The following is a 23,871-nucleotide window of genomic DNA, read 5'->3' as shown; positions in this document are numbered from 1 at the left end:
TTCTGTCCACCAATTGGCCACTCACGGCCACCACCGGTGCACGTCGGCCAGCGCGTCCCCGATCCGGTCGGCCACGTCCTCGCCGGCCACCTGGACGAGCCTGCCCAACGCCGCCGCCAGCACCGCTGTGCAGGTGGCCCGGCTGACCCCGCCGCGCAGCACCCGCCGCAGCAGCGCGACGAACTCCGCGTCGCCGGCCACCTCGCCGGCCCGCAGCACCACCGCGCACAGCAGATCGCGGTCGCCGTAGGGCGCCGCATCGAGCGCCTCGTGCAGCTCGGCGGCGGACAGGTGCGGGATCCGTTCGCTCAGCGCCGCCGATCGGGCGCGCGGGTCGTGCGGGTCCTCGGCGCGCAGGCGGGCCGACAGGGTGGCCAGGACTTCGCGCCGGCTCTGGGTTTTCGTGGGACCGGGCCAGCGCAGTCCCGCGGGCAGGTCCCTGTTCTCCGGTGGTACGGCGGTGGCCGCGGCGAGCGCGTCGAGCAGGGCCTGGCGGCGTGGGGCGGCGGGTAGCAGGGGTGCCAGGCGGGTCAACGCCTCCGCGCGGTCGTGGGCGTCGGGGATCGCCTTGGCCGCTTCGTGTGCTCGGTGGAGCGTCTGGGGATCCGGCAGATGTTGGGCCAGGGCGGTGAGGCAGCGAGCGCGGGTTCGGGGGTCGGCTGTGTGCAGGGCTTCGGTCAGCTGGGGCTCGGTGAGCAGCGGAGCCAGGGCTTCGGCTCGGGTCGGGTCCGCGGTGACGGCGGCCAGGGCCGGGGCGATCGCGGCGGGCAGGTGGTGGGCCAGGGCGGTGTACACCTCGGCCTGGTGGTCGGGGACGGGGGTGTCGAGGAGGTGCTGGAGGACCTGGTCGCGATCGGGGAGGTGAGCGGCCAGCGCGGCGATCGCGATGAGGCGGTGGGGGCCGGTGATCGACTGGGCCGAGGTCAGGGCGGCGGACAGGTTCGGAGCGGGGGAGGTGGGTTGCTCGACAGCGGCCAGGCGAGGCGCCAGCGCGGCCAGGGCTTCCGCCCGTTCCTTCTCACCGCTGATCGCGCGCACCGCCGCCAACGCACCGGCGTGGTCGCCCAGCGCCGTCAACGCGCGTGCTCGGGCGTGCGGCTGCGTGATGTGCTGCGCCAGCGCCAGAGCCGTGTCGCGTTGGTCGGCGGTCAGCCACGGTGCGAGGTCCACAACGGCTCCGGCGCGCTGGTGTTCGCCGGTGATGTCCGCGGTGGCGTGCAACGCCTTCGCCACCAGGTCCGGGCGGCGGGCCGGGTCCAGCGGGATCAGGGTGAGCAGCACCTCGGCGCGGGCGTACGCGGACTCGATCTGGGCGGACTCGGCGAGGGCCAGGTCCGCCGCGCCGAGGACGGCCAGCACGTGTGCCCGCGCGGTGGCGGTGGGCAGCCTGAGCGCGTGCGCGACGGCGCGGGGCCGGGTCCACACGCCGCCGGCGACCAGGGCGGCCACCAGTTCGGCGGAGAGCGCGTTGGTGCGGCTGGCGATCGACGCCACCACCAGGTCGTAGCGCAGCTCGTCGCACAGGGTCGTGGCCGGTTGCGCGGCGGCCAGTGCGCGGTCGGTTTCCCGCGCGCACAAGGCACGTGCCAGCGCGACGTCGGACAGGAAGTCGTCGATCGTGTCGGCTTGGTCGTGCGCGGTGAACCACGAGTCCGTGCGCAGCAGGCGGTGCAGGTCGTCCTCGCGGCCCGCCGCCACGAGGTGACGTGCCAGGTGCCGCAACGCGTAGCCGTCGGTCGGGGCGGAGGTCAGGTAGTAGGAGCAGATGCGGTCGTGCGCGGCGGTGGCGGCGGAGCTCAGCACGTCCCACCACTTCCAGTCCTGCTCCCGACCGTCCTCGCCGGGACGCACGCCGGTGAGGAACTCCCGCAGACCGGCGTGGTACCAGGTGAACTCGCGGCCGTCCGCCCCGTCGACAACGCTGAGGAACGGCCGCAGGGTCCGGTGGCAGTGCTCCCCGGCGGAGTCCACATCGGACAGAACGGCCAGCTGCCGCACGTTGAGCGGTTCTCCGGCGACCGCCAGCGTCGAGACGAGCGGCAGGACGGAGGCAGGCCACGACTCCAGGACGCCGGTGTAGTACCGGGACAGGTCGGCGGGCAGCGGATCGGCCGCCGCGCGGACGCCCTGACGGATCTCGTTCAGCACGTACCGCAGGTAGATCCACACGCCTCCGCAGCGGGTGACGTCGGCCAGATCGGGCTGCACGCGGGCCGCGTGCGCCACGACGTCGGCGACGTTGCGCGGATCCGCGGCCGCGAGCCGCAGCACGACATCCGACGGCCCGAAGGGTGGCGGGCTGCCGGTCCGGTACGTGCCGACCACGAAAACGCCCGCGGGCAGCTCGTTCGGCAGGCCCCACGGTTGCGCGCCCGGCACCCGTTCCGCCTCGTCGGCGCCGTCCACCACCAGGACGACCGGCGGCGTGAGCCGGGCCAGCAGCGTCTCGAACCCCTCCGGCGTGCACCACCTGGCGGGCAGCAACCCGTTCGGCGCGAGACCGTGCGCCACCGCCAGCCGCCCGGCCAGGTTGCGCAGCGCGACCCTGGCCGAGCCGCCGCGGGTCAGCCGCGAGAAGTGCCCCGCCCAGCCGCGTTCCCGGACGAGATGCGCGGCCAGCGCGGTCTTGCCGACGCCGGCATCGCCCTCCACCCACAGGTAGCCGCACGGTCGGGAGTCCAGGAACCCGTCGATCTGCTCGATCAGCCACCGCCGCCCGGTGAACCCGTCCCGCAGCACGTCGGCGCACACCGGGTCGAGCGAGCGCACCGCCTCGCCGACCGGGATGTCACCGGTCGCGCCGAAGATGAGCGTGCCCGCCTGCACGACCACGTCCGCGCGTCCCTCGACGGAGTTCGACACCTCGTCGTTCACCGGGCACGCAACCGGACGGCCTGGGCGATCGACTCCGGCGGTGGCCAGCACAGCCGCGTCTCCTCGCCGAGATCGGCCACCTGGGCGGTGATGTCGTGCAACGCCAGCGGGTCCAGCGTGGCGAGGTCGTCGCAGAACCGCCGGACCGGCTTGCCGCCGACCGTGCGCGCCGACATCAGCGCCCGCACCTGCCGGTCGCGGCAGCGCACCGCGTCGAACGGCGTGGCGTGGTGCGTCAGCTCGCGCTGCCAGCTGGTGCCGAGCAGCAACGCGGCGTTGTTCCCGGCGGTGGCGGCGACCCGCAGCCGGGACCGGTGCGGCACGTGCCACGCCACCACGAACCGCGCCCGGTGCCGGTCGCGCAGTCCGGCCACCGCCGAGAGCACGTGGTGGCCGGCGTCCGGCAGCGAGTCGGCGGGCATGAGCAGCACCACGCACGCCCCCGGATGCGCGGTGATGTCCAAAGCGGACCCCGCCACGGCGGTCATCCCGTTGCGCCCCAAGGCGGAACGCACCGCCTCGCCGCGGCCGGCGCCGGACCCGTCGACCACGACCACGTCCGGGCCGTGCCGCGGCATCAGCGGCCTCCGTTGAGCAGGAACAGCTCGACCTTGACGTCACCGGGCGCGCCGTCGGACCCGAGGTAGGCGCGCATGTCGTTCATGGTCCGCAGCTGCGGCAGGCCCGCCGGCACCACCAGGTCCTTGAGCTGCTGGGAGACCACGGTCCCCTGCGTCGGTGTGAACGGGTCGCGCGACCGCCCGAACAGCAGCACCAGCCCGACGCGCCCGTCCGCACCGACCTTCGCGGCCAGGTTGCGCCCGAACTCCTCCACCACGCCCGCGCCGGAAGGGTCGACGTGCATGATGAACGACTCGGTGGTCAGCGAAAGTCCTTCCGGGGCAACGGCCGAACTGGTCGTGGGCGGGGGAGAAGAAGGCGCCACGGGTTCGGCCACCGACCGGCGTTCCTCCGACCCGAGCGCGACGATCATCAGCAGCAGCGCCAGTTCCGCGAAGAGCCAGCCGGCGACGCCGAGCGTGCTGACCGGGCGGTGCCTGCGCGCCATCAGGCCACCTGATCCGATTCGACCGGCTGGTCCGGGTGCTCGGCGGGATGACGCAGCCCGTCGGACACCATCGCGAGCCAGTTCACCTCGCGGATCGTCTCCCGCAGCTTGCCGGTGATCTCCTGCAACGTGGACGTGGTGGCCTGGAACTTCTCCGCCGCGCCCGCCACCGAGCCGGCGGCCGCGGAGAACGGTTTCTGGGCCTCGTCCAGCAGCTCGCGATGTGCCGTGTTGCGGGTCGACAGCTCGTTGGCCGCCGCCAGCTGCACCGCGGCCTCCCGCACGACGTCGCCGGACCTCGCCGAGGCGTCCCGCGCCAGCGCACCGGCCGCACCGACCTCCGCCACGACGTTCTCCAACGGCGCCACCGCGCTGATGATCTGCGCCGCCTGCTCGCCGAACCGCTGCTGCACCGCCGAGAACGCCTGCACCTGGCGCGCCAGGTCGGGCAGTGCCGCCACGAGCTCCTGCGCCACCGCGCCGAGCCGGTCGACGACCGCCGACGCGGCCGCCAGCCGGGACGAGGCCTCGCCCAGCCGGTGCGCGGCCTCGGACAGCGTCGCGGCGGCCTGCCGCGTCTGCTCCTCCGGCGACGAACCGACCAGGGCCCGCAGGATCGCCACCGGCTCCAGCAGGTCCACCTCCAGCTGGTGCGCGACCCGGTCGATCGCGTCGGCCCGGCGCTGGGACGACGAGGTGCGGCGGTGGTTGAGCATGATCCACAGCACCGTCACGACGATGACCAGCGACAGCATCACCGGGCCGAGGTACCACGGCTGCGCCAGCCAGTCCGCGAAGAACGACGGGCGCGAGCCCGTGCTGCCCGACCGCACGTACCGCCACTCCGCCACGCCGAGCGCGGACCAGGTGAGCACGACGGGCAGCAGCACCAGCGCGGTGTTCGGGTGCGCGACCGGGTGCTCGCAGATCGACCGCAGGTAGCCGGGTTCGCGCAACCGCCACAGGTCGGCGTCGGGGTCGGCGGCGGCCGGGTTCAGCTCGATCCGCCCGGCCTGCCGCGCCGCCACCGCCAGCACGCCGCCCAGCTGAGCGAGGTGCGGTGGCCGGCCGGTGGGGGAGACCCCGGCGATCCTGTCCACTGTGGACATCGCGGTGCCGGTCAGCGCGGTGATCCGCTCGGCCGCGGACATCTGGTCCGCCATCACTGCCCCAACCGGCTGAGCAGGAAGATCACGGGCAGCAGCACCACGAAGGCCGCCGCGACCGTGAACAGCACCACCGTCCACGGCGAGCCGGCGGCGCCGGACTCTTCTTCGTCCTCCTCGGACGCTTCGGCGACCGGCAGCGGCCTGGGCTCGGCCTGGATCGACGACCATCCGTCGTCGTGCGGGTGCACCGGCTCGGACCGGTACGTCGTCTTGCTCGTGGCAGCCGAGGGCTTGAGCCGGGACGCGGCGTCGCGCAGCACCCGAGCGGCGGTCGGGTCCTCCTGGCCCTCGCTCCAGAACCGCAGCGCGAACGACAGGAACGCGGCGGGCAGCGGTCCCGCCTCGAACCTGCCGAGGTACGCCTCTCCCGCGGTGACCACCGCACTCCTGACCCGGTCCGACGTGGCCCGCTGCATGACGTCGGCCAGCCAGGCCGCGGCCCGCTCGCCGCGGTGGGGGTTGTGGTCGAGCACGAGTTCGAGCACCTGGCGCATGCCGTCCTCGTCCTCCCGCACTGTCATCAGCACCGCGGCGTGGTCCGCGGTCACCTCGGGCAGGCGCTGCACGACCGACCTCAGCGCGCCGATCTGGTCGGGTGCCGCGCGCAGCAGGTCCCGGTGCGTGGCGGAGATCCGGCCGCTCTGCGCCAGCGCGGCCGCGATCTCCTTGACCGGCACGCCGAAGACGGACGGGTCGTTGGGCGGGACGCCGAGGCGTTCCAGCCACCCCCGGTACTGCTGCACGAGTTCGGGCGTCCCGAGCGGCCTGCCCGGCGCGGTCACGTGTTCGCACACGAACCGCACCAGCCCGGTCCGCTCGGGATAGCGGGCGCGGAGGAGTTCCGCGAGCCGTTGGTGCCAGCCGCCGGTGGCGCTCGCCGGTGGGAACTTCGCCGGGTTCTGCCCCGCTTCGGCGTGCCGGTGGGCGGTGAGCAGGCCTTCCAGCAGCTCCTCCTCCAGCCACGGCGGAGGGCGGTGCAGCAGTTCGCCGATCGCGGCGTTCGGTTGCCGGCCGGCCCACCGCCGCACCCGGTCCGGGTTGACGCCGTCGCGCAACCGCGGGTCGTGCGCGCGGACGAGCCTCGGGACGTCCGCGTCGGTGATGTCCAGCTCGTTGGCGATGATCGTCTCCAGCAACGCCCGCATCGACGGGTGCGCGCGGTGCGCCTCGTCCAGCCGCCGCGTCGTGACGGTCCTCGCGAGCCACCTGATCGCCTCGTCCGCGCGCGGCGGCAGCGGATCGGGGCGCTCGGCGGGATCGGGTTCCAGCCAGCGCGCGACCTGACGGGCCTTCAGGTTGTCGGACTGCTCAGCCGGCCACTGCCCCGTCACGCTCGGCCGCTCGTCGAGGATCGGGATGCTCAACGGGAACGTCAGCCAGATGTGCTCGGCCACGACCACGTCCGGCAGCGCGGCGACCAGGTGCCAGATCACGCGGGCGACCTCGGTGGGCTCACCGGTCAGCGCGATGCGCCGGCGGCGTTGCGCCAGCGCCGTGAGCGGGCCGACGAGCGACTCCGCGTCCACCGAGGGCAGCGCCGGGTGCAGGGGGTCGAGTCCGAGCCTGCCGTCCGCGCCCACCAGCGAGGCGCCGTACGCCCACACGTCGGCGGGATCGTCGGCGGCCGGCACGAACAGGAACTGGCAGCTGCCCGCCCTTCCGAACGCACCGCCCCGGCCCTGCACGGTGAAGCACCACTGCGGACCGTGGTCCTCGACGTCGACCTGCTGCAGCCCCCACACCGGGAACCTGTCGTTGTCGCGCGCGTCGTCGGGCGGCTGGTGCACGACGTCGTCCTGCAGGTCGTGCGCCACCTTCACGAACGCGCGCGGAGGCGGCGCGCCCCGCCGCGGATCGGTGTACGGCACGAAGCCGCCACCCGACCGGTCACCCCACTCGACGACGACATGTTCGGTCACGGCCGCATCCTCCGGAGAAGGCTGAGCAGCAACTGGGACAGTGCCGCTGATCTCTCGTCGACATCGGGGAAGACCGCGCTCGCGTCCCGCGGCTCGATCAGCTCGCTCGTCTCGGCGACCCGGACGGGCGCGTGCTCCAGCGGGGAGCACAGAAAGAACCGGATGTCGCGCCATTCGTGGCCGAGCATCGACTCGATGCGCTGCGCGAACCCGAGCGCGTACGCGATGCCGCAGCCCAGCGCGGACATCACCAGGTCCCTGGTGCGCAGCACCGCCGACGCGTGCGGGGTGAGCGCGCCCGCGATGTGCGCGTCCAGCGACGGCAGCACGATCCGGCCCGCGGGCAGCACCGACGAGAGCTCGCCCTCGCGCACCGGGATCACCGCGCCACCACCGACGTGCACCAGGTTCCACCACGCGTCGGGGTCGCTGTGGTGATCCACGATCGCCTTGGCGAACTGCCGCACGGTCGCCTCGAACAGCTTCTGCTCGTGCTGGGTGCGGGCGATCGGCTCGACGACCGAGCGCAGCGCCGCCTCCTCGACCAGCCTGCGCTTCGGCCCGGAGAACCGGATCGCGACGTGGGCGAGGTAGCGCGCGGTGCCCTCGACGACCGCGCCCTCGGTGCCGAGCTCGTCGAGCCTCCTGCCCCGCCGCAACGCCAGGTGGATCAGGTCCATCTTGCTGATGCACACCAGAACGTGTTGCCGTGAGCCGACGTTGGCCGCGAGCGCGGCGGTCCGCTGCGCGAGCGTGAGCGCGACCCTGCGCTGCACCGAGTTGCGCTGGTGCAGCACGCCGCGCAGGTCGTTGGTCACGTTGTCGTCCGGGCGCACGCTGGCCGCGATCGTGTCCTCGACGGTGTCCGCGGGGATGAACGCGGCGAACGGCTTCGCGATCGCCGGGTCGACCACCCAGGTCAGCGTGCCGTAGTTGCGCAGCAACCGCTGCTGGTGGTCGTCCTCCAGCGCCGACCTCGCGAACTGCTCGCCGGCCAGGTCGGCGATCGCGACGAGCACCCGCCTGCCGCCGATCGAGTACCGGCACAGGATCGGCTGCCGGATCCGGCGTCCCCACGTCGACCGGTCGAGGTGTCCTTCGCCGCCGAGCTTCTCCTGCAGCTCCAGCACGGCGGGCACGAGGTCGGGGGAGACGTTGGTGCTCAGGAAGTGGAACGGCACCGTCGTGCGCAGCACGGTCGGGTCGAGCGGGAGGCCCTTCTCCTCGGTGTTGCGGTAGCTCTGCAGCAGCACCTGCAGCGGGGTGTCCTCCAGCCAGTCCGCGGTGTGGCTGTCGACCTGCATCGGCCGGTCGGTCATCGTCAGGTGCGGCAGGCCGTTGACCGACAGGTGCTGGTGCAGCGTGCGCAGGATCAGATAGCTCTTGCCCGCGGCGACTCCGCCGATCGTGGCGGAGGCGTCGAAGTCGTCGACCGTCCACTCCGTGCTGACGCTCTCGCCGGTCATCCTGATGTGGTCGAGGAAGACGTGGCCGTCGCCGCACATGCGGTAGACCCAGCCGGGCCGGGACGCGTGGTAGCCCTTCGAGCTGGCCTCGACGGCGCCGCCGAACGAGCTCAGCCGCCACTCCATCGCGCCGCGGTCGCTGCCGCAGACCTCCAGCAGGAGGCTCGGCCGCCGCCAGCTGCCGTCCTCGGCGCGCGTCGGAGGAACGCCCAGGTCGTCGTCGCACGCGGGACATCGCTTGAGCTGGTTGAGGTTGCGGGACTGGGGCATCCGCTCGTTTCCGTTCACAGCAGGGCCAGCAGGACGAAGAACAGCACCAGCAGCAGCGCCGTGACCGGGAGCAGGACCTTCCGGCTGAACGCCCGGCCGTGCGCGGCCCCGGTCGCCGCCGCCCGTTCCAGATAGGTGTGCACGTGCGGTTCGGCCTCCCGGCGCGCGAGGCTCGCGGTCGGCTCCTCCGTGAGCACCCAGTCGCCGATCACGTGCCTGATCGACTCGTCGAAGTCCATCGGCGGGTACACCCGCTCCACCGCACCCCGCAACGCACCGGGCAGCACCTCCTCGTAGCGCACGGCGTCACCTCCCTCCCAGCAGCAGACCGGCGAGCAGGATCAACGGCACCGCCAGCGGCAGCAGCCCGCGCACCGCGATCTCCCGCCAGTACGCGTTCCTGGCCACCGACAGCTGGTGCCGCCGGACGGCCGCGGCGACCGCGGGCACCCGCGTCTTGAAGCCGACCAGCTCCGCCCTGGCCTCGGCGCGGATCTCGTCGACGTGCCGCGCGTGCCTGCCGACCGGCGGCAGGTCGTCGTCCGGCCGTGGACCGTCCGTTGTGGACGGAGGTGCCGGGATGAGCGCGTGCAGCCGGTCGATCCACGCGGTCGCGCTCCAGTCGTCACCGCCCAGCGCGTTGGGCCGCAGCGGTGCCGCGAGCTCCGCGGCGAACGGGCGCCAGTGCGGCGGCCAGTAGGCGGCGAGCGCCCCGGCCACCACGTCCGGCGAGTCGATCGTGCGCCGGCCGTCGTCGTCCTGGGTGAGCATCGGGGTGACCCGGTCCGCGCCCGCGACGGCGGTGAGGACCACCAGCGCGAAGCCGAACCTGTCGTGCTCGCGCAGGTCGACCTCGGTGCCCTCACGGCCGGGCGCCCGCATCCGGTGCCGCTGGTAGAGCACCTCCGGCGAGGCGTAGGCGGCGCTGAACCGCAGCTCGGGCAGCTGGGCCGTGGCACGGGCCACCGAGTCGCCGTCGATCAGCACGTAACCGCTGCGGTTGTCGGCGGTGAGGTAGCGGCAGACGTTGGCGGGCTTGATGTCGCAGTGCGCGATGTCGCGTTCGTGGCAGGCGTCCACGCCCACCGCGAGCGTGCGCAGCTCCGCCAGCTGTTCCACCCCTGGCGCGGAGGTGCGCATGTCCGACAGCGGCCAGCCGACCGGGGTCAGCAGCGGTGACACGACGAGCACGAAGCACGCGGGCTGCGGCCGGTCGGCGACGCCGAACCACGCGGACAGCCGGTTCTCCGGGTCCGAGACCACGTCGTGCTCCGGGATGTGCAGGTCCGTCGGCTGCGCGGGCCCGGTCAGGCCTGTGCGGCCGGACAGCACCTGCACCGGCGCGATCACCCACGGCGGTGCCTGCGCGGTGCCGCCGACCGACGCGTTGACCTGCTCGATGAGCACCGCCTGCGTGTTCAGGTACCGGCGCAGCTGGCCGGCGTGCTGCGGTGTCGCGCAGCGGTACATCTTGACGTGCCAGCGGTTCCCCGGTCTGTCCTTTTCGGACGCCTCGGAGTAGAGCACCTGGGTGACCAGGTGCCGCATCGGGCGGTCCGGGCTGCTCGACGGCACCGGGAAGAGCCGTTCCTCCGGCTTGTTCGTGGTGCGCGGCGGCTCGATCAGCAGGATCCGTCCCGACGGGTGCATCGCCTGGTGCGGCGAGCCGTCCAGGTGGTCGGGTTCGCCCGGCACGCTCGGCTGGCCGACGAGCCAGTCCTGCAGCTCGTAGTCGAGCGTGCACTCGTGCCCGGTCCTGACGTCGGTGAAGGTGATCCGGCCCCGGCGGCCGGCGGTGAGCGGTTCCTGCCCGACGAGCAGCAGCCGGTCGTCGGCGCTCACGGCGACGTGCTCGCCGTGCGGGAACCGGCGCAGCTCCAGCTCCCCGTCGTGGAAGCGGAAGTCCAGCAACCGGCCGGAGGGCACGGCCAGCATCGAGCGGGGCAGCACCACGCCCGGCCCGTAGTCGTTCCTGGCGTGCGGGCGGCCGAACGGCAGCCACTTCGGGCTCGCCGAGAGCACGAACTCGAACCGCACCGCGCCCCAGCTGAGCACCAGCAGCTCGGACCGGTCGTCGTCGAACTCCGGTGGCGGCTCGGCGAAGTCGTCGTGGCTCGCCTCCACCGCGTCGCAGCGCACCTCGCGCCCGCGCGGCACGGTCTCGTCGACGGTGAACGTGACCCTGGTGCGAACGTGGCGGTGGTCGGCGCGGACGTCCTGCAACGACTCGCGGATCTTCGCCTTCACCGGGTCCGACAGCGCCCGCGCCGTGCCGATCCTGATCTTGACCAGGGTCAGGCCGCCGGGGGCGGGAGCCTTCAGGCGCGCCAGGAAGTCGTGGAACTTCGTGGTGGCCTCGATCCGCACCGCCTCCTCGAAGCGGGGGTCGATGTCCGAGGTCATCTGCGCACCTCCACGATCTTGTCGATGGCCTGCTGGGCGAGCAGGCGGGCCCGTGCGGCGCCCTCCTTCTCGTCGTTGGTCTCGACCGCGACGGCGAACGACACCGGCCCCTGCTGCGTGACGAAGGCGCCGACGACCCACGCGATCTGCCGCACGAACTCCTGGCTCTGCGGCGCGCCTTCCTCGACCAGCTCGTGCGTGCCGGTCTTCACCCACAGCGCACGGCCGTCCGGTGCGGCCAGGGTGAACGCGGTGCCCGTCCGGTCCGTGGTCGTGGCGGACAGCGCCTGCTGCAGCTGCGCGGCCTGCGCCGGGGTCAGCACCTGGCGCACCTCGCCGGCGACCGGGTGCCGTTCGCCGCCGTTCGCGTCGGTGACGGAGGTGACGAGCGACGGCTGGATCGCCTTGCCCGCGTTGGCCACCGCCGCCAGGACCGTCGCCATCTGCAGCGGCGTGCCTTCGACCTGGCCGCCGCCGAGCGCCTCGTTGCCGAGGTCGGTGGCGGCGAGGTCGTGCGGTACGACGGAGTCCCGGCCCGCGGTGACGCCGGCGAGCCACGCCGTGCCCTCCTCCGGCTGCCGCTGCGCGAACCCGAACGCCTTCGCGGTGTCCTCGACGGCCTTCCACCCGACGGTCTTCGCCAGCTCGACGAACGCGGTGTTGCACGACACGGCGAGCGCCTGGGTGAGCGTGATCGTCTCCTGCGGCAGCGTCGTACCGGCGCAGTAGCCCCTGTTGTAGTTGAGGATCTGCTTGCCGCCACCGACCGGGACCGACAGCGGAGCCCTGATCAGGTCCGTCGCGGCGGTGTTCGGCCGGCGCAGGTACGCCGCCGCGACCACCACCTTGAACGTCGAGCCGAGGCCGTACCGCTTGCCGAACGCCCGGTTGACCCCGGGACTGGGCGGCCGCACGTCCGTCCGCCCGTCGACGTACTCGCTCAGCACGGTCCTGTCCTCTGTGGACGGTGTAGTCGCCGCGCGCAGGCCCCAGCGCACGCAGTCCGCGCGGTCCTGTGCGGTCACGTCCCCGGGATCGCACCTGCGCGTCTCGTCCGGCGACCCGTCGGGCCCGCGGTGGAAGTAGTCCTGGTGCGACTTGAGGAAGTCCTCGGTCTCCTGGGTGAGCGGGGCCGGGGTGGTGGCCCGCGCCGTCTCGGTCGGGGCGCTGGCCGCCGCGAGCACGTGCCCGGTGGCCGCGTCCAGCACGACGAGCCCGCCCGCGAGCTTGCCCGGCCCGGTGCGCACCGCCGCCGCCATCGCCTGCTGGATCTTCGGGTCGACCGACAGCTCGACCGCGCCCGGTGCCGCGTCCGCCGGCGGGCCGAGCCTGCTCGCGAGCGACGTGCCGGCTCCGGTCGACAGCGCGTCGCCGAGCGCGGTGCCGTCGACGATCCCGGCGAGGTCGGCCAGGTCGACCTGGGGCTGGTCCACCGGCGTCCAGGTGGGGGCGGCGCCCTGCCGCTGGTACTGCGCCCGGCCGCCGATGACGAGCTGCACGGAGGTGCGCTGTTGTGCGATCCGGTCCGTCGAGCACTCCGCGGCCCTGACCACGGCGGCGGTCGTGGCGCAGAACGGGCGGTTCTCCGCGAGACCGGTGTAGGGCCAGACCGTCACGCCCCACGCGAGCATCACGCACGTGAGGAAGGTCAGCAGCGAGCCGGAGAAGGTGAGCCGGGACGACGGTGCGGCGGCGACCGGCCGCGGTTCGCCGCGGTAGTGCAGCAGCACCGCGACGATCACGCCGATGCCGAGCGCGACCGTGGACTGCACGCCGTAGGACAGGAACGGTGCCGTGATGCCCGAGTGCGGCACGGCGTTGACCGTGGCGGCCAGCACGAACAGGAACTGCGCGAGGATCATCCCGGCGAGCCCGCCGATGAACAGCCGTTCCGGCGACGCCGGCTTGCCGGTCGTGCGGGACAGCCGGGCGAGCGCCGCCGCCAGCACCGCCAGCAGTGCGCTGAGCAGCACCACGACGACACCGCCGAGCTTGCTCCAGATCACCGCGAGCACGAGGTCCGAGCTGCCGGCGGGCAGCGTGCCGGACGTCGTGTCGGTGAGGCCGCGTCCCCACAGGCCGCCGTCCGCGATCGTCGCGAGCGACTGCGCGATCTGCGAGTGCACGCTGGAGTGCTCGCCGGCCATCGTCTCCTGGCACGCCGTGGTGCCCGCGGGCACCACGGGCGGCTGACCGGGGCCGGTGACGTCGGTGCAGGACTGCGCCCAGTTGTAGACCCACGGGTTGCGCTGGGTCTCCCACCGCGTCGTGATGTACGAGGTGGTCAGCATGACGAGGAAACCCACCGCCGCGAGCGCCAGCAGCGGCACGAGCATCGGGCGGGTGAACTTCCACGTGTTGCGCACGACCGCCGCCGTGCGCGCCGTGCCGCGCTGCCGGCTCACGTCGAGCGTCTGCGTCACCTCGGAGCGCACCGCGAGCCACACCATCGCCACGGTGGCCGCGAACACCGGGATCAGCGGACCGATGTCGGACTTGAGCGTGCTCGCCACGCCGACCATGCCGAACAGCACGAACGGGTAGAGCAGGTGCCGCCGCGCCCTGATCGCGTGCGTCACGTCGTCCAGCGAGTCCCGCAGCCGCCTGCGCTCGATCCGGAACCCGACCGCGTGGTCGGCCAGCATCATCGCGAGCACCGCGACGTAGACGATCTTGCCGAACTCGGGCGTCGCGATGCCGGCGATCTTCAGCTGCCCGTCGCCCGCGAGCGGCGCGGCGAACAGGACGAACACCACGAGCAGTCCGGCCGCGTGCCACAGGTCGTGCCGCGGCCGCTCGGGCTTGATCTTGCCGGGCCGCACCTTGAACGCCAGCAGCACCAGCACCAGGGCGAGCGCCGCCGCGGGCAGGATCGCCTTGGTCAGCGCGTCGGTGGGCGCGCTGCCCGCGAGAGCACCGCGAAAGCCGACGGCCGGGTCGCGCACGACCTCCAGCCGCACGGTGAGCAACAGTCCGAAGAGGACGAGCACGCCCGTGGTCAGCAGCACCGCCAAGGCGGGCCCGGACACGAGCGCCTCCCCGCGGCGGCCGTGCGCGGCCTTCAGCAGGTGCAGGCCGAACCCCACCGCGATCAGCACGAGGATCAGGACGGCGAGCGTCCAGTGCGTGGTCCGCAACCCGGACCCGAGCAGGAAACCCAGCCACACCAGCACGAACGGCCACCACAGGCTCGGTGCGCCGCCGCGCAGCAGCACCCCCGGCAAAGCGATGTGCGGCGACGGGTCAGGCGCGTCGTGCGCGCCGATGGCCGCGGACGGGCGGTTCGTCAGGAACCGCAGCGCGTTGCCGATGGCGAGCATCAGCCCGATGAGGATGAACGACCGGCTGAAACCGTCGATTCCGCCGAAGAACATCGACCAGTACGCGGAGAGGCCGTTACTCATCGCCGCCGCAGCCCTCCGATTCCGGTGCCGGGTGAACAAAGGCAATCACCGATGCGAGAAGTGGGCGTCGCACTCCGTGGTGGGGCTTTCTTCGGCCGCATCGAACTGCTGATCGGCGCCGACTGGACACGCGTTACGGTCGTGGCGAATATTTTTGTTCACCCGTTTGGAGTCGTAACACCCTGCGTCAAGTGCTCGATAAGCGTTGTTCCACTCGCGTTCCGGGTGATGAAAGCGCTGGTCGTGACGACAAATTCCATAGGCGTCCGATCGATTCCGGGTTCGAGCTTCTTCGGGCGGGCCGCAGGGCGAACAAATGACAAAAGCTGGTCATGCGGAGATGTGGCCAGCTTTTGTCCTTCTTTTTCGGCCTTTTGCGGTGAGGTTGGCCGCGCGCAGTCGGCCGCAATGGTGTTCGGTGTCGGAAAACCTGTCTGATCGCCGGCCGGCCCTCCGCGACGGCAGTCACTGTCCGTCATCAGGCGATTCCCGATCGTGTCCACCACTGGGGTACTTCCACGAGCCCGGCCGCCATTGAGGACAATCTCCGGTGACGCCACCGTCGAGGTCCAGGAGGATTGTTGATCCACAAGTTCTCGGTGCGTTCCGCGGGCAGCGCGGAACCCGACATCCGTGAGCTCGGCCGGTCGTGGGAGCTCGACGACCTCGAGGTGTGGCGTGACTACTACGTCGAGTTCGAGGGCGCGCCGGAGCCCGCCGCGCTGACCGAGGTCGCCGCGGTGCTCGGTGACCAGCTCGACGTCGAGGTCACCGTGGACCAGCCGCTGGAGGCAGGCGCCGTGCAGGTCGCCTACAAGCGCGGCGTGGTCGACAACGAAAGCGACTCGATCATCACCGTGTGCGCGCTGCTCGGCGTGAAGGCCCGGGCCGGCAAGGTCGCGACGAGCTACAAGTCCGCCTCACCGCGGTTGCGCGAGCTGGTCGTCTCGACGCGGTTCAACGCGACGATCGAGGAGCTGCACGACGCCGAGCCCGAGTACGACACGCTCGTGCCGCAGGGCCACTACGAGTCGGCCGTGCGCTACGACCTGCGCGGTCTCGACGACGCCGCGCTCGCCGAGCTGGGCGTGGCCGGTGGCCGCAACCTCTCGCTCGCCCAGATGAAGCACGTGCAGCACGTCCAGCAGACCCTCGGCGACGAGTTCGTCACCGACGTGCTGCTGGAGGCCCTGGACGCGCGCTGGAGCGACCACTGCGCGCACACCACGTGGAAGTCGCTGGGCGGCCTGCTCGGCCGGCTCGTCTCGGCCGCCAAGGACGTGGCGAACCCGAACGTGCTGAGCATGTTCCACGACAACGCGGGCGTCTGGGACTTCTACGACGGTCACGCCATCGCGATCAAGGCCGAGACGCACAACGGGCCGTCGGCGATCTCCGGCTACTTCGGACAGCTGACCAAGCTGGGCGGCGTGCTGCGCGACATCCTCGGCACCGGCCTGAGCGCCGACCCGATCGGCAGCTTCGAGTACACCGCGATCGGTGAGCCGGAGGCGCCCGCGCCGATCAAGGGCAGGCCGGACGCGCGCAGGCTCGCCGGCGAGACGATCAGGGCGATCAAGGAGTACGGCAACACGTTCGGCGTGCCGATGATGTCGTCGCGCATGACGTTCCACCCGGCCTACCGCGCCAAGCCGTTCGCGCTCGGCGGCAGCATCGGCCTGCTGCCGGTGTCGGCGGCGCAGCGCGGCACCCCGCAGCCGGGCGACCTGGTCGTGCTGATCGGCGGGCTGACCGGAAACGAGGGCATCCACGGCGCCTCCGCGAGCTCCGCGGGCGCGACGATGGACACGGCGTCGGTGCAGATCGGCGCGCCGCTGGAGCAGGTGAAGTTCCGCAAGGCGCTGATCGAGCTGCGCGAGGAGGGCTGCCTGCGCGCGCTGACCGACGTCGGTGGCGCGGGCCTGAACAGCGCCGTCGGTGAGATCGGCGAGGCGTGCGGCGTGTGGATCAACACGGCGCTCGTGCCGTTGAAGACCGCGGCGCTGCCGATGTGGCGGATCCTGCTGTCGGAGTCGCAGGAACGCATGCTGCTGGCCGTGCCGCAGGAGCACCAGGAGCGGGCGAAGAAGATCCTCGACAAGCACATGGTGCGGTCGACGGCCATCGGCCGGTTCGCGGACACGGGTCGTTACCACGTGTTCCACGCCCCGGACCTGACCGAGGAGGCCCTGCTCGCCGCGCCGCCGCTCGAAGTGCCCGCGCACCAGGGCGAGATCGGCTTCGACGTGTCGTACGACCTGCTCGACATCGAGGTCGAACGGCAGGAGGTGGGTCCGCCGCCGCGCCCGTCCGGCGTGCCGGAGTGGCCGGCGCTGGCACCCGCGGAGCTCGCCGGGCTGCTGGAGCAGGTCGTGAGCGACGCGGAGGTGGCGTCACAGCACTACGCGGACTCACAGTACGACTCCACCGTGCAGGGCAACACCTTCTACGGCCCGCACTACGGCACCGAGCACCCGGTCCGCACGGCCTACTGGGCCGGCACACCGGTCGCCGGTTCGCCCGCCGCGGCCGTGCTGAACACCGCGTTCAACCCGTGGATGTTCGAGGCCGACCCGGTCGCCGCGACGCGGCAGATGTTCTGCTCGCTGCTCGCGGGCCAGGTGCTCGCGGGCGTCGCGGTGCACGACATCTGCATGTGCGACAACTTCTACACCCCGCACCTGTCGGAGAACTGGCGCGAGTGGCTCGTCGGCATGGTCGACGAGCTGGCCGTGCTGGTCCGCCACTTCGGCGTGCCGCTGATCTCCGGCAAGGACTCCTCCGCCGGTTCGGTGCACACCGACGAGGGCCTGGTCAGCGTGCCGCCCGCGGTGTTCCTGACCGCGCTGGGCAAGGTGCCGCACCGCGACGGCCTGCTGCGCGAGCAGTGGACCGCGCGGGACAACGTGCTGGTCCACATCGGACTGTCCACTCCGTCACCGGTCGGCACGGTCGCCGCGCGCAAGCTGGGGCTGCCCGGCGGTGCGCTGGACGAGCTGTCTCTGTCCGATGTGGATGGTTACCTGACCGCGCTGGCGGCGAGCAGGGACCTGCTGCGCAGCGGTGCCCGCATCGGCGCCGGTGGCGTCGCGGCCTCGCTCGCCCAGGGCGTGCTGGCGAGCGGCATCGGCGTGCGGCTGGAGTCCGGCAGCACCGAGTCGCTCTTCGCCGAGCACCGCGTCGGCGCGGTCGTCGAGGTCGGCGCTGACGACGTCGGCCGCCTGCCCGCTGAGCTCAACCCGGTCGTGCTCGGCACGCTCGTGCCCGGCGCCGGCATCCTGCTCGACGGCACCGACCTGTTCACCCCGGCCGCGCGCGACGGCTGGCTCAACTCGTTCACGGCGAGGATCGCATGAAGCCGACCGTCAACGTCCTGTACCTGCCCGGCACCAACTGCCAGGAGGAGACCGTCGCGGCGTTCGCGGCGGTCGGCGCGACCCCGCGGCTGCGGTTCGCCGCCGACCTGCTGGCGGGTGACGAGCGGCTCGACGACGCCGACATCCTGTGCATTCCCGGCGGGTTCTCGTTCGGCGACCACCTCGGCGCGGGTGCGGTGGCGGGCGCGTTGCTGCGCAGCCACCTGGCCGAGCAGTTCGAGACGTGCCGCACCCGGCCGTTGATCGGCATCTGCAACGGGTTCCAGATCGCGGTGCGCGGCGGCTGCTTCGGCAAGGTCGGGCTGAAGGTGAACAGCTCCGGCACGTTCCGCAACGAGGAGCACCAGCGGCACGTCGTCGACGAGGACAACGACAGCCCGTGGCTGGCCGGCCTCGGCGGTCAGACCCTCGTCTTCCCGTGCGCGCACGGCGAGGGCCGGTTCCACCCCGACAGCACGGCGCCCGCGGAGTACCGCGTGGCGCTGCGCTACGAGAAGGAGTCCAACCCGGACGGTTCGTTCGCGGACATCGCGGGCGTCACGAGCCTGGACGGGCTGTCGTTCGGGCTGATGGACCACCCCGAGCGGGCGGTCGACCCCGAGGTGCGGCTCGCGTTCTTCGAGAACGGCGTCCGCGCGGTTCGTTAGTCCGGCAGGTGTTTCCAGACCTCGCGCATCACGGCGGTGGCCTGCTCCAGCAGGCCCGCCGGGATGCCGCCGAGGATCTTCTCGTGGGCCTTGGTGTTCGCGAGCGTCACCTCCTCGGCGAGTGACCTGCCGCGCGGGGTGAGCCGCACGTAGGTGCTGCGGCCGTCGGTCTGGTCGGGTTCGCGCTCGACCAGGCCGCGGCTCGCCAGCCGGTTGACGACGTTGCTGGTACCGCCGGTCGACAGCAGCAACGCCCGGCTGAGCTCGTTCGCCTTGAGGCGGTAGGGCTTGCCGTTGCGGCGCAGGGCGGCGAGCACGTCGAAGTCCGCGCCGGTCAGGTCGAACCCGTGCACCGTGACGCGGGTGGCCTCGCCGAGGGCGGCGGCGAGCAGCATCACGCGCTTGCCGAGTTCCGTGCTGGGCACGAGCACCTCCGGCAGCTCCGCCCGCCACTTCGTCATCAGGTCGTCCACTCGATCCGTCACAGGTCGAAGGCTATTGCACACCGTGATAGCTTTTGAGAAAGCTTTCGAGTGAGGGAGATGTCGTGGACTTCGTGCTGCGCAACGCGCTGGTGATCGACACGGACCCGGTCGCGGTCTTACCGGGCACGGACGTGCTGGTCTCGGACGGCCGGATCGCCGCGGTGGGGAAGGGGCTGACCGCGGCCGAGGTGATCGACTGCACGGACCGGATCGTGCTGCCGGGGTTCGTCGACACGCACCGGCACCTGTGGCAGGTGCTCGTGCGGTCGTTCTGCGCCGACATGACGTTGACGGAGTACCTGGACGAGCTGCTGCGACCGGCGCAACGCGTGGTCACACCGGAGGACCTGGAGATCGGCACGCTCGCCGGCGGCCTGGAGTGCCTCGCCTCCGGTGTCACCACGGTGCTGGACTTCTCGTTCTCGCCGACCTTCGAGCACGCGGAGGCGGCGGTGCGGGGCCTGCGCGCGTCGGGCGTGCGGGCGCTGTTCGGCTACGGGCAGCCGCTGGCGGCGGCGATGGTGCCCGAGGACGTGGCACGGGGCGCGGGGCTGGCGGGTGGCACCGTCGAGGTCGCGCTGGCCCCGATGGGGCCGTCGTTCGCCGGCCTGGCCGACGTCGAGGCGACGTGGGAGATCGCCCGGTCGCTCGGGCTGCGGCTGATGGTCCACCTCGCCGGGCAGGAACGGCCGATGTCGGTGCTGCGCGACCGCGGGCTGCTGCACTCGGGCATCACCTTCGTGCACGGCAACGGACTCCCCGACGACGAGCTCAAGCTGGTGGCCGAGGCCGGTGCCGGTGTGTCGATCGCGCCCGCCCTGGAGGCGCGGATGGGCCACGGTGGACCGATGGTGCGCCGCACGCGCGGTCTGGGCGTCCTGACCGGACTCGCCGCGGACAGCGTCACAGTGGTGGCGGGGGACATGTTCTCGGTCATGCGCGCGACCCTGCTGTCGGCGCACCTGAGCGAGGGCGTGCACGTCACACCGGCCGACGTGCTGCGGATGGCGACCGTCGAGGGTGCCGCGGCGGCCGGGATGGCCGACCGGGTCGGGTCGCTCGGCGCGGGCAAGCACGCGGACCTGGTCGTGTTGCGCGCCAACGACATCAACCTCGTCGGCACGCACGACCCGGTCGCCGCCGTCGTCACGGCGGCGCATCCCGGCAACGTCGAGCGGGTGTTCGTGGGCGGTGCCGAGGTGCGGCGCCAGGACGTGGCCGGTCCGGTTCGGAGGGCGGCGGCGAGCCTGGTCAGTCGTCTCGCGGCTTCGGCGCCCACGCGATGAAGCTCAGGAAGAGAGCGCCGAGGGCGAGGACGCCCAGCATGCCGCCCGCCACCCAGTGCGCCTGGTCGTTGTCGGCCAGCGCCGCGTCGACGACCCGGCCGTTCTCCAGGTCGTAGCGGACGGTCACGCGGTCGCCGGGGTTGCGGGCCGGGCCGTTCTCCGACAGGGTCGCGACCTGCTTCGTGCCGTCCGGCAGCGGGTACTCGACCCGGACCGAGAAGCTCTTGCCCGACCGCAGCCGTTCCCGCACGGTCCCCTCGGCACTGGCCCAGGACTTCTGCTCGGCCGACGACCTGATCACCAGCACCAGCCCGGTGATCGCCCCCACCAGCACGATTCCCGCCACGATCCGGCCGGTCCTCGACTTGACTGACTTCGCCACGTGAGTCCTCCCTCGCCTGCGACATCGTCGTATCGGCGCCGAATGTGACAGTTCGGCGTCTGGACGGCCAGACCGCTCCCCGCCACGCTGGGCCGATGTTCACCGGCAAGCACGTGATCATCACCGGCGGCTCCAGCGGCATCGGCCTGGCGACCGCGGAACTGCTGGCGGCCCGCGGCGCGCGGTTGTCGTTGCTCGCGCGGGGCGAGGACCGGCTGAGGACGGCGGCGGAGAAGCTGCGCGCCGAAGGGTCCGCTGTGGACTTCCGCGTGGTCGACGTGGCGGACGCGGTGGCCGTCGGGGAGGTGATGGGGGAGCTGGGGCCGTGCGACGTGCTGATCAGCTGCGCGGGGCTGGCGCGGCCCGGCCGGTTCCTGGAGCTGCCCGGCGAGGTCTTCCGGGAGATGATCGAGGTCGACTACTTCGGCACGGTGCACGTGCTGCGCGCGGCGGTGCCGGCCATGGTGGAGCGCGGCAGCGGCAGCGTGGTGGCGGTGTCGTCCGCGACGGCCCTGCTGGGAATCTACGGCTACAGCGCCTACGGGCCGGCGAAGTTCGCGGTGCGGGGCCTGATGGAGTCGCTGCGGGCGGAGCTGCGGCCACACGGGATCCACGTGGGCGTGGTGTTCCCACCGGACGTGGACACGCCGCAGCTGGCGGAGGAGAACCGGTTCAAGCCCGCCGAGACGTTCGCGATCAGCGGCACGGTGAAGCCGCTGCCCGCCGCGGTGGTCGCGCGGGCGATCGTGGCCGGGATCGAGAAGCGGAGGTTCCTCATCTGCCCGGACCTGAGCATGAAGGTGCTGGCCAGGTTCGGCGGCGTGCTGGCGCCGGTGCTGAACCGGTGTTTCGACGGCAAGGTCGCCCGGCTGAACCGCTAGTCTCCTGCGCACTTGAGGGAACTTCGAACCTGGGGGCGGCATGCCGAGCGTTGAAGAGAACCACAGCAGATGGGCGAACTACGACTGGACCGACAAGGGCGACGAGTGGTCCGAGGGCTTCGGCGGCACGCAGGCCATGTGGGCGTGGTTCCTGCAGCCGAGGATCAGCCCGTTCCTGCCGTCCGCGCACACCCTGGAGATCGCGCCGGGGTTCGGCCGCGCCACGCAGTTCCTCGTGCCGGCCAGTGAGAAGCTGACGCTGGTCGACCTCGCGCAGCCGTGCATCGACGCGTGCAAGGAGCGGTTCGCGGGCCACGACCACATCGACTACCACGTCAACGACGGCAAGTCGCTCGACATGATCGCCGACGACTCGATCGACTTCGTGTTCAGCTGGGACTCGCTGGTCCACGCCGAGGACGACGTGCTGGAGTCCTACCTCGCGCAGCTCGGGCGCAAGCTGCGGCCCGGCGGCACCGGCGTGTTCCACCACTCCAACATCGACGAGTACCGCGACGCCAGGACCGGCGAGCTCACCGTCGGCAACGAGCACTGGCGCGCGCCGACCATGTCGGCGGCGAAGTTCCGGCGGTACGCGGAGGCGGCCGGGCTGCGGTGCGTGGCGCAGGAGCTCATCCCGTGGGGCGGTGAGGACTTCTCCGACTGCGTCTCGGTGTTCCGGCGCGACGTGAAGCGGCCGCTGCTGCGGCGCACGAAGATCGTGCGCAACACCAGGTTCCTCGACCAGCTCCAGCAACGTCTGGCCGGCGAGATCCGGGAGATCACCGAGGTCTACCGGAGCAGCTGAACGGCGATCAGTAATCTCCAGGCCACAGCTCACCATGAGAGGCTATGAGCGATGCCTGGCGTGTTCGTCAACTACCGCACCGGAGACGGTGAGTGGGCTGCTGCCCTGGTCAAACGGGAGTTGAGCGCGCGCTTCGGAGCCGGCCAGGTCTTCTACGCGAGCCAGTCGATCCGCCTCGGCGAGGACTTCTCCCGCGAGATCCTGAGCGGCCTGCGCCGGTGCGAGGTGCTGCTCGCGCTCATCGGCCCGAGGTGGGTGGGCGCCCTCGACCGCGAGGGCGCCCGCCGGCTCGACAAGGCCGACGACTGGGTGCGGCGCGAGATCACCGAGGCGTTCCAGTGCGGCCTGCGGGTCATCCCGGTGCTGATGGACGGCATCGCCCCGCTCACCGAGGCCGACCTGCCGGACGCGCTGAAACGCCTCGCCCGCTGCCAGTACCTGCGCATCCACCACCGCAGCGACGACCTCGACCTGCCGCGCCTGGTGGACGAACTGGTCGAGCTGGTCCCGGAACTGGTGGCCGCGAAGCCCACCCCGCACCCGCGCGCGGACCGCCCCGCCGAGGGCGAGCTGCGCAGCCCGGTCACCGAGTTCCGGCAGGCACTGGCCGAACCGGTGGGTCAGACCGTGACCGACCGCGTCCAGGCCGCCGCGTCCGCGGTCCTCGACCTGCTGACCGAGCAGCGCTACCCGGCCACCGGCCACCTGGACGTCCACGAACTCCCCGCCGAGCTGGAAAAACGGCTCACCGGCTACGAACACGACCTGGCCCCGCTGCTGCGCCTGGTCGCCATCGGCGTCCGCTCCGGCGACCGCCGCCACGACGACCTGTGGACCGCCCTGGTCGAACGCTTCCTGCGCCCCGCCCCGCGCGACCGCGCCGCACACGACGTCTGGGTCAACGCCGCGGCCTACCCGGCGTTGCTGCTGGTCTACGTGATCGGCGTGGCCGCCGTGGCCTCGGGCCGCGAGGACCTCCTGCACCGCCTGCTGTGCCGAACTCCTGACGAGCGGGCGACCCCGGCCCTGCGCGCGCTGGCGTTGCGCAACGTCGTCGACCCGCGGCACGCGGCAGCCCTCCCGTCGTGGGCGGGCGCACCACCGCACCAGGCGTTGAGCGTGCAACTGAGGCTGGTGTTGAGCAGGGTGTTCTTCAACGTCGTCGACGGCAGCGCGTTCGAGTGGGCGTTCGCGGACTACGAGTTCCTGCGCAGCCTGCTGGAGCTGCACGACGGCGCGTTCTCCTCGCTCGGCGAGTTCGCCGTGCACCTCGACCAGGTCGGTGACGTGATCTACGAGCGCAACATCGCCCGTCTCGACGCCGACTCCGCACTGCTGCGGGCCGGCGCGTTCGGTGGTGATCCCGGTCAGGTGGCCGCGGCGTGGCGCGAGCTGCGCCAGGCCACCCGAGCCCGCTACTCGTAGCGGACA

Annotated in this window: 18 protein-coding genes; 7 read left to right on the top strand and 11 right to left on the bottom strand. The window is 72.3% G+C overall.

Going from position 1 to position 23,871, the window contains the following annotated elements; all coding sequences use genetic code 11:
* Positions 1-21: 21 nt before the first annotated feature.
* From ACWEIJ_RS24740 to ACWEIJ_RS24700, 9 genes are read right to left on the bottom strand one after another with little or no spacing between them, the layout of a single operon-like run.
* Positions 22-2,874 carry an NACHT domain-containing protein gene (locus ACWEIJ_RS24740; RefSeq protein ID WP_449839598.1) on the bottom strand — a complete coding sequence of 951 codons (2,853 nt, stop codon included), beginning with the start codon at positions 2,872-2,874 and terminating at the stop codon, positions 22-24.
* Positions 2,871-3,452, bottom strand: coding sequence for a hypothetical protein (locus tag ACWEIJ_RS24735; protein ID WP_449839597.1), 582 nt, complete (start codon positions 3,450-3,452; stop codon positions 2,871-2,873). The genes ACWEIJ_RS24740 and ACWEIJ_RS24735 overlap by 4 nt, the downstream gene beginning before the upstream one ends.
* Positions 3,452-3,943, bottom strand: coding sequence for a hypothetical protein (locus tag ACWEIJ_RS24730; protein WP_449839596.1), 492 nt, complete (start codon positions 3,941-3,943; stop codon positions 3,452-3,454). The genes ACWEIJ_RS24735 and ACWEIJ_RS24730 overlap by 1 nt, the downstream gene beginning before the upstream one ends.
* Complete coding sequence (locus ACWEIJ_RS24725) at positions 3,943-5,106, bottom strand: hypothetical protein (RefSeq protein ID WP_449839595.1); 1,164 nt, start codon at positions 5,104-5,106, stop codon at positions 3,943-3,945. The genes ACWEIJ_RS24730 and ACWEIJ_RS24725 overlap by 1 nt, the downstream gene beginning before the upstream one ends.
* Entirely contained in the window at positions 5,106-7,031 is a 1,926-nt protein-coding gene (locus ACWEIJ_RS24720; RefSeq protein WP_449839594.1) for a hypothetical protein, read from the bottom strand. Before ACWEIJ_RS24720 ends, ACWEIJ_RS24725 begins: the two co-directional genes overlap by 1 nt.
* On the bottom strand, positions 7,028-8,767 hold the full coding sequence (locus ACWEIJ_RS24715) for a hypothetical protein (RefSeq protein WP_449839593.1): 1,740 nt from the start codon (positions 8,765-8,767) through the stop codon (positions 7,028-7,030). Before ACWEIJ_RS24715 ends, ACWEIJ_RS24720 begins: the two co-directional genes overlap by 4 nt.
* Before the next feature lie 14 nt (positions 8,768-8,781).
* A complete protein-coding gene (locus ACWEIJ_RS24710; RefSeq protein ID WP_355439324.1) occupies positions 8,782-9,069 on the bottom strand; it encodes a hypothetical protein in 288 nt (95 codons plus the stop codon).
* Between the two features lie 4 nt (positions 9,070-9,073).
* Entirely contained in the window at positions 9,074-11,170 is a 2,097-nt protein-coding gene (locus tag ACWEIJ_RS24705) for a hypothetical protein (protein WP_449839592.1), read from the bottom strand.
* Positions 11,167-14,574, bottom strand: coding sequence for a penicillin-binding transpeptidase domain-containing protein (locus tag ACWEIJ_RS24700; protein ID WP_449839591.1), 3,408 nt, complete (start codon positions 14,572-14,574; stop codon positions 11,167-11,169). Before ACWEIJ_RS24700 ends, ACWEIJ_RS24705 begins: the two co-directional genes overlap by 4 nt.
* Before the next feature lie 60 nt (positions 14,575-14,634).
* Between ACWEIJ_RS24700 and ACWEIJ_RS24695 the strand changes: the two genes are divergently transcribed.
* The 3 genes from ACWEIJ_RS24695 to ACWEIJ_RS24685 all read left to right on the top strand — a co-directional run bounded on the left by ACWEIJ_RS24695 (position 14,635) and on the right by ACWEIJ_RS24685 (position 18,598).
* Positions 14,635-15,012, top strand: coding sequence for a hypothetical protein (locus ACWEIJ_RS24695; protein WP_449839590.1), 378 nt, complete (start codon positions 14,635-14,637; stop codon positions 15,010-15,012).
* Positions 15,013-15,155: 143 nt separating this feature from the next.
* Positions 15,156-17,930: an AIR synthase-related protein gene (locus ACWEIJ_RS24690; protein WP_449839589.1), complete on the top strand. Its 2,775-nt coding sequence runs from the start codon at positions 15,156-15,158 to the stop codon at positions 17,928-17,930.
* Positions 17,927-18,598, top strand: a complete 672-nt coding sequence (locus ACWEIJ_RS24685; RefSeq protein WP_449839588.1) for a phosphoribosylformylglycinamidine synthase subunit PurQ — start codon at positions 17,927-17,929, stop codon at positions 18,596-18,598. The genes ACWEIJ_RS24690 and ACWEIJ_RS24685 overlap by 4 nt, the downstream gene beginning before the upstream one ends.
* Here ACWEIJ_RS24685 and ACWEIJ_RS24680 read toward each other — a convergent pair.
* Positions 18,595-19,083: a MarR family winged helix-turn-helix transcriptional regulator gene (locus ACWEIJ_RS24680; protein ID WP_449839587.1), complete on the bottom strand. Its 489-nt coding sequence runs from the start codon at positions 19,081-19,083 to the stop codon at positions 18,595-18,597. The two genes, ACWEIJ_RS24685 and ACWEIJ_RS24680, sit on opposite strands and share 4 nt — an antisense overlap.
* A 62-nt stretch (positions 19,084-19,145) precedes the next feature.
* Here ACWEIJ_RS24680 and ACWEIJ_RS24675 point away from each other — a divergent pair, with 62 nt between their 5' ends.
* On the top strand, positions 19,146-20,369 hold the full coding sequence (locus ACWEIJ_RS24675; protein WP_449839586.1) for an amidohydrolase family protein: 1,224 nt from the start codon (positions 19,146-19,148) through the stop codon (positions 20,367-20,369).
* On the opposite strand, the gene ACWEIJ_RS24670 is transcribed toward ACWEIJ_RS24675, so the two are convergent.
* Positions 20,335-20,751, bottom strand: coding sequence for a DUF3592 domain-containing protein (locus ACWEIJ_RS24670; RefSeq protein ID WP_449839585.1), 417 nt, complete (start codon positions 20,749-20,751; stop codon positions 20,335-20,337). The genes ACWEIJ_RS24675 and ACWEIJ_RS24670 overlap by 35 nt on opposite strands.
* Before the next feature lie 95 nt (positions 20,752-20,846).
* On the opposite strand from ACWEIJ_RS24670, the gene ACWEIJ_RS24665 reads away from it, so the two are divergent.
* Genes ACWEIJ_RS24665 through ACWEIJ_RS24655 form a run of 3 tightly spaced genes read left to right on the top strand, consistent with a single transcriptional unit; the run spans position 20,847 to position 23,865 of the window.
* On the top strand, positions 20,847-21,632 hold the full coding sequence (locus ACWEIJ_RS24665; RefSeq protein ID WP_449839584.1) for an SDR family oxidoreductase: 786 nt from the start codon (positions 20,847-20,849) through the stop codon (positions 21,630-21,632).
* A 40-nt stretch (positions 21,633-21,672) separates the two neighbouring features.
* Positions 21,673-22,440 carry a class I SAM-dependent methyltransferase gene (locus ACWEIJ_RS24660; RefSeq protein WP_449839583.1) on the top strand — a complete coding sequence of 256 codons (768 nt, stop codon included), beginning with the start codon at positions 21,673-21,675 and terminating at the stop codon, positions 22,438-22,440.
* A gap of 51 nt (positions 22,441-22,491) precedes the next feature.
* Positions 22,492-23,865 carry a toll/interleukin-1 receptor domain-containing protein gene (locus ACWEIJ_RS24655; protein ID WP_449839582.1) on the top strand — a complete coding sequence of 458 codons (1,374 nt, stop codon included), beginning with the start codon at positions 22,492-22,494 and terminating at the stop codon, positions 23,863-23,865.
* The last annotated feature ends 6 nt before the right edge of the window (positions 23,866-23,871 follow it).

It is taken from the genome of Lentzea sp. NPDC004789, from assembly GCF_053601075.1.
This window is presented reverse-complemented; position numbering and strand designations above follow the sequence as displayed.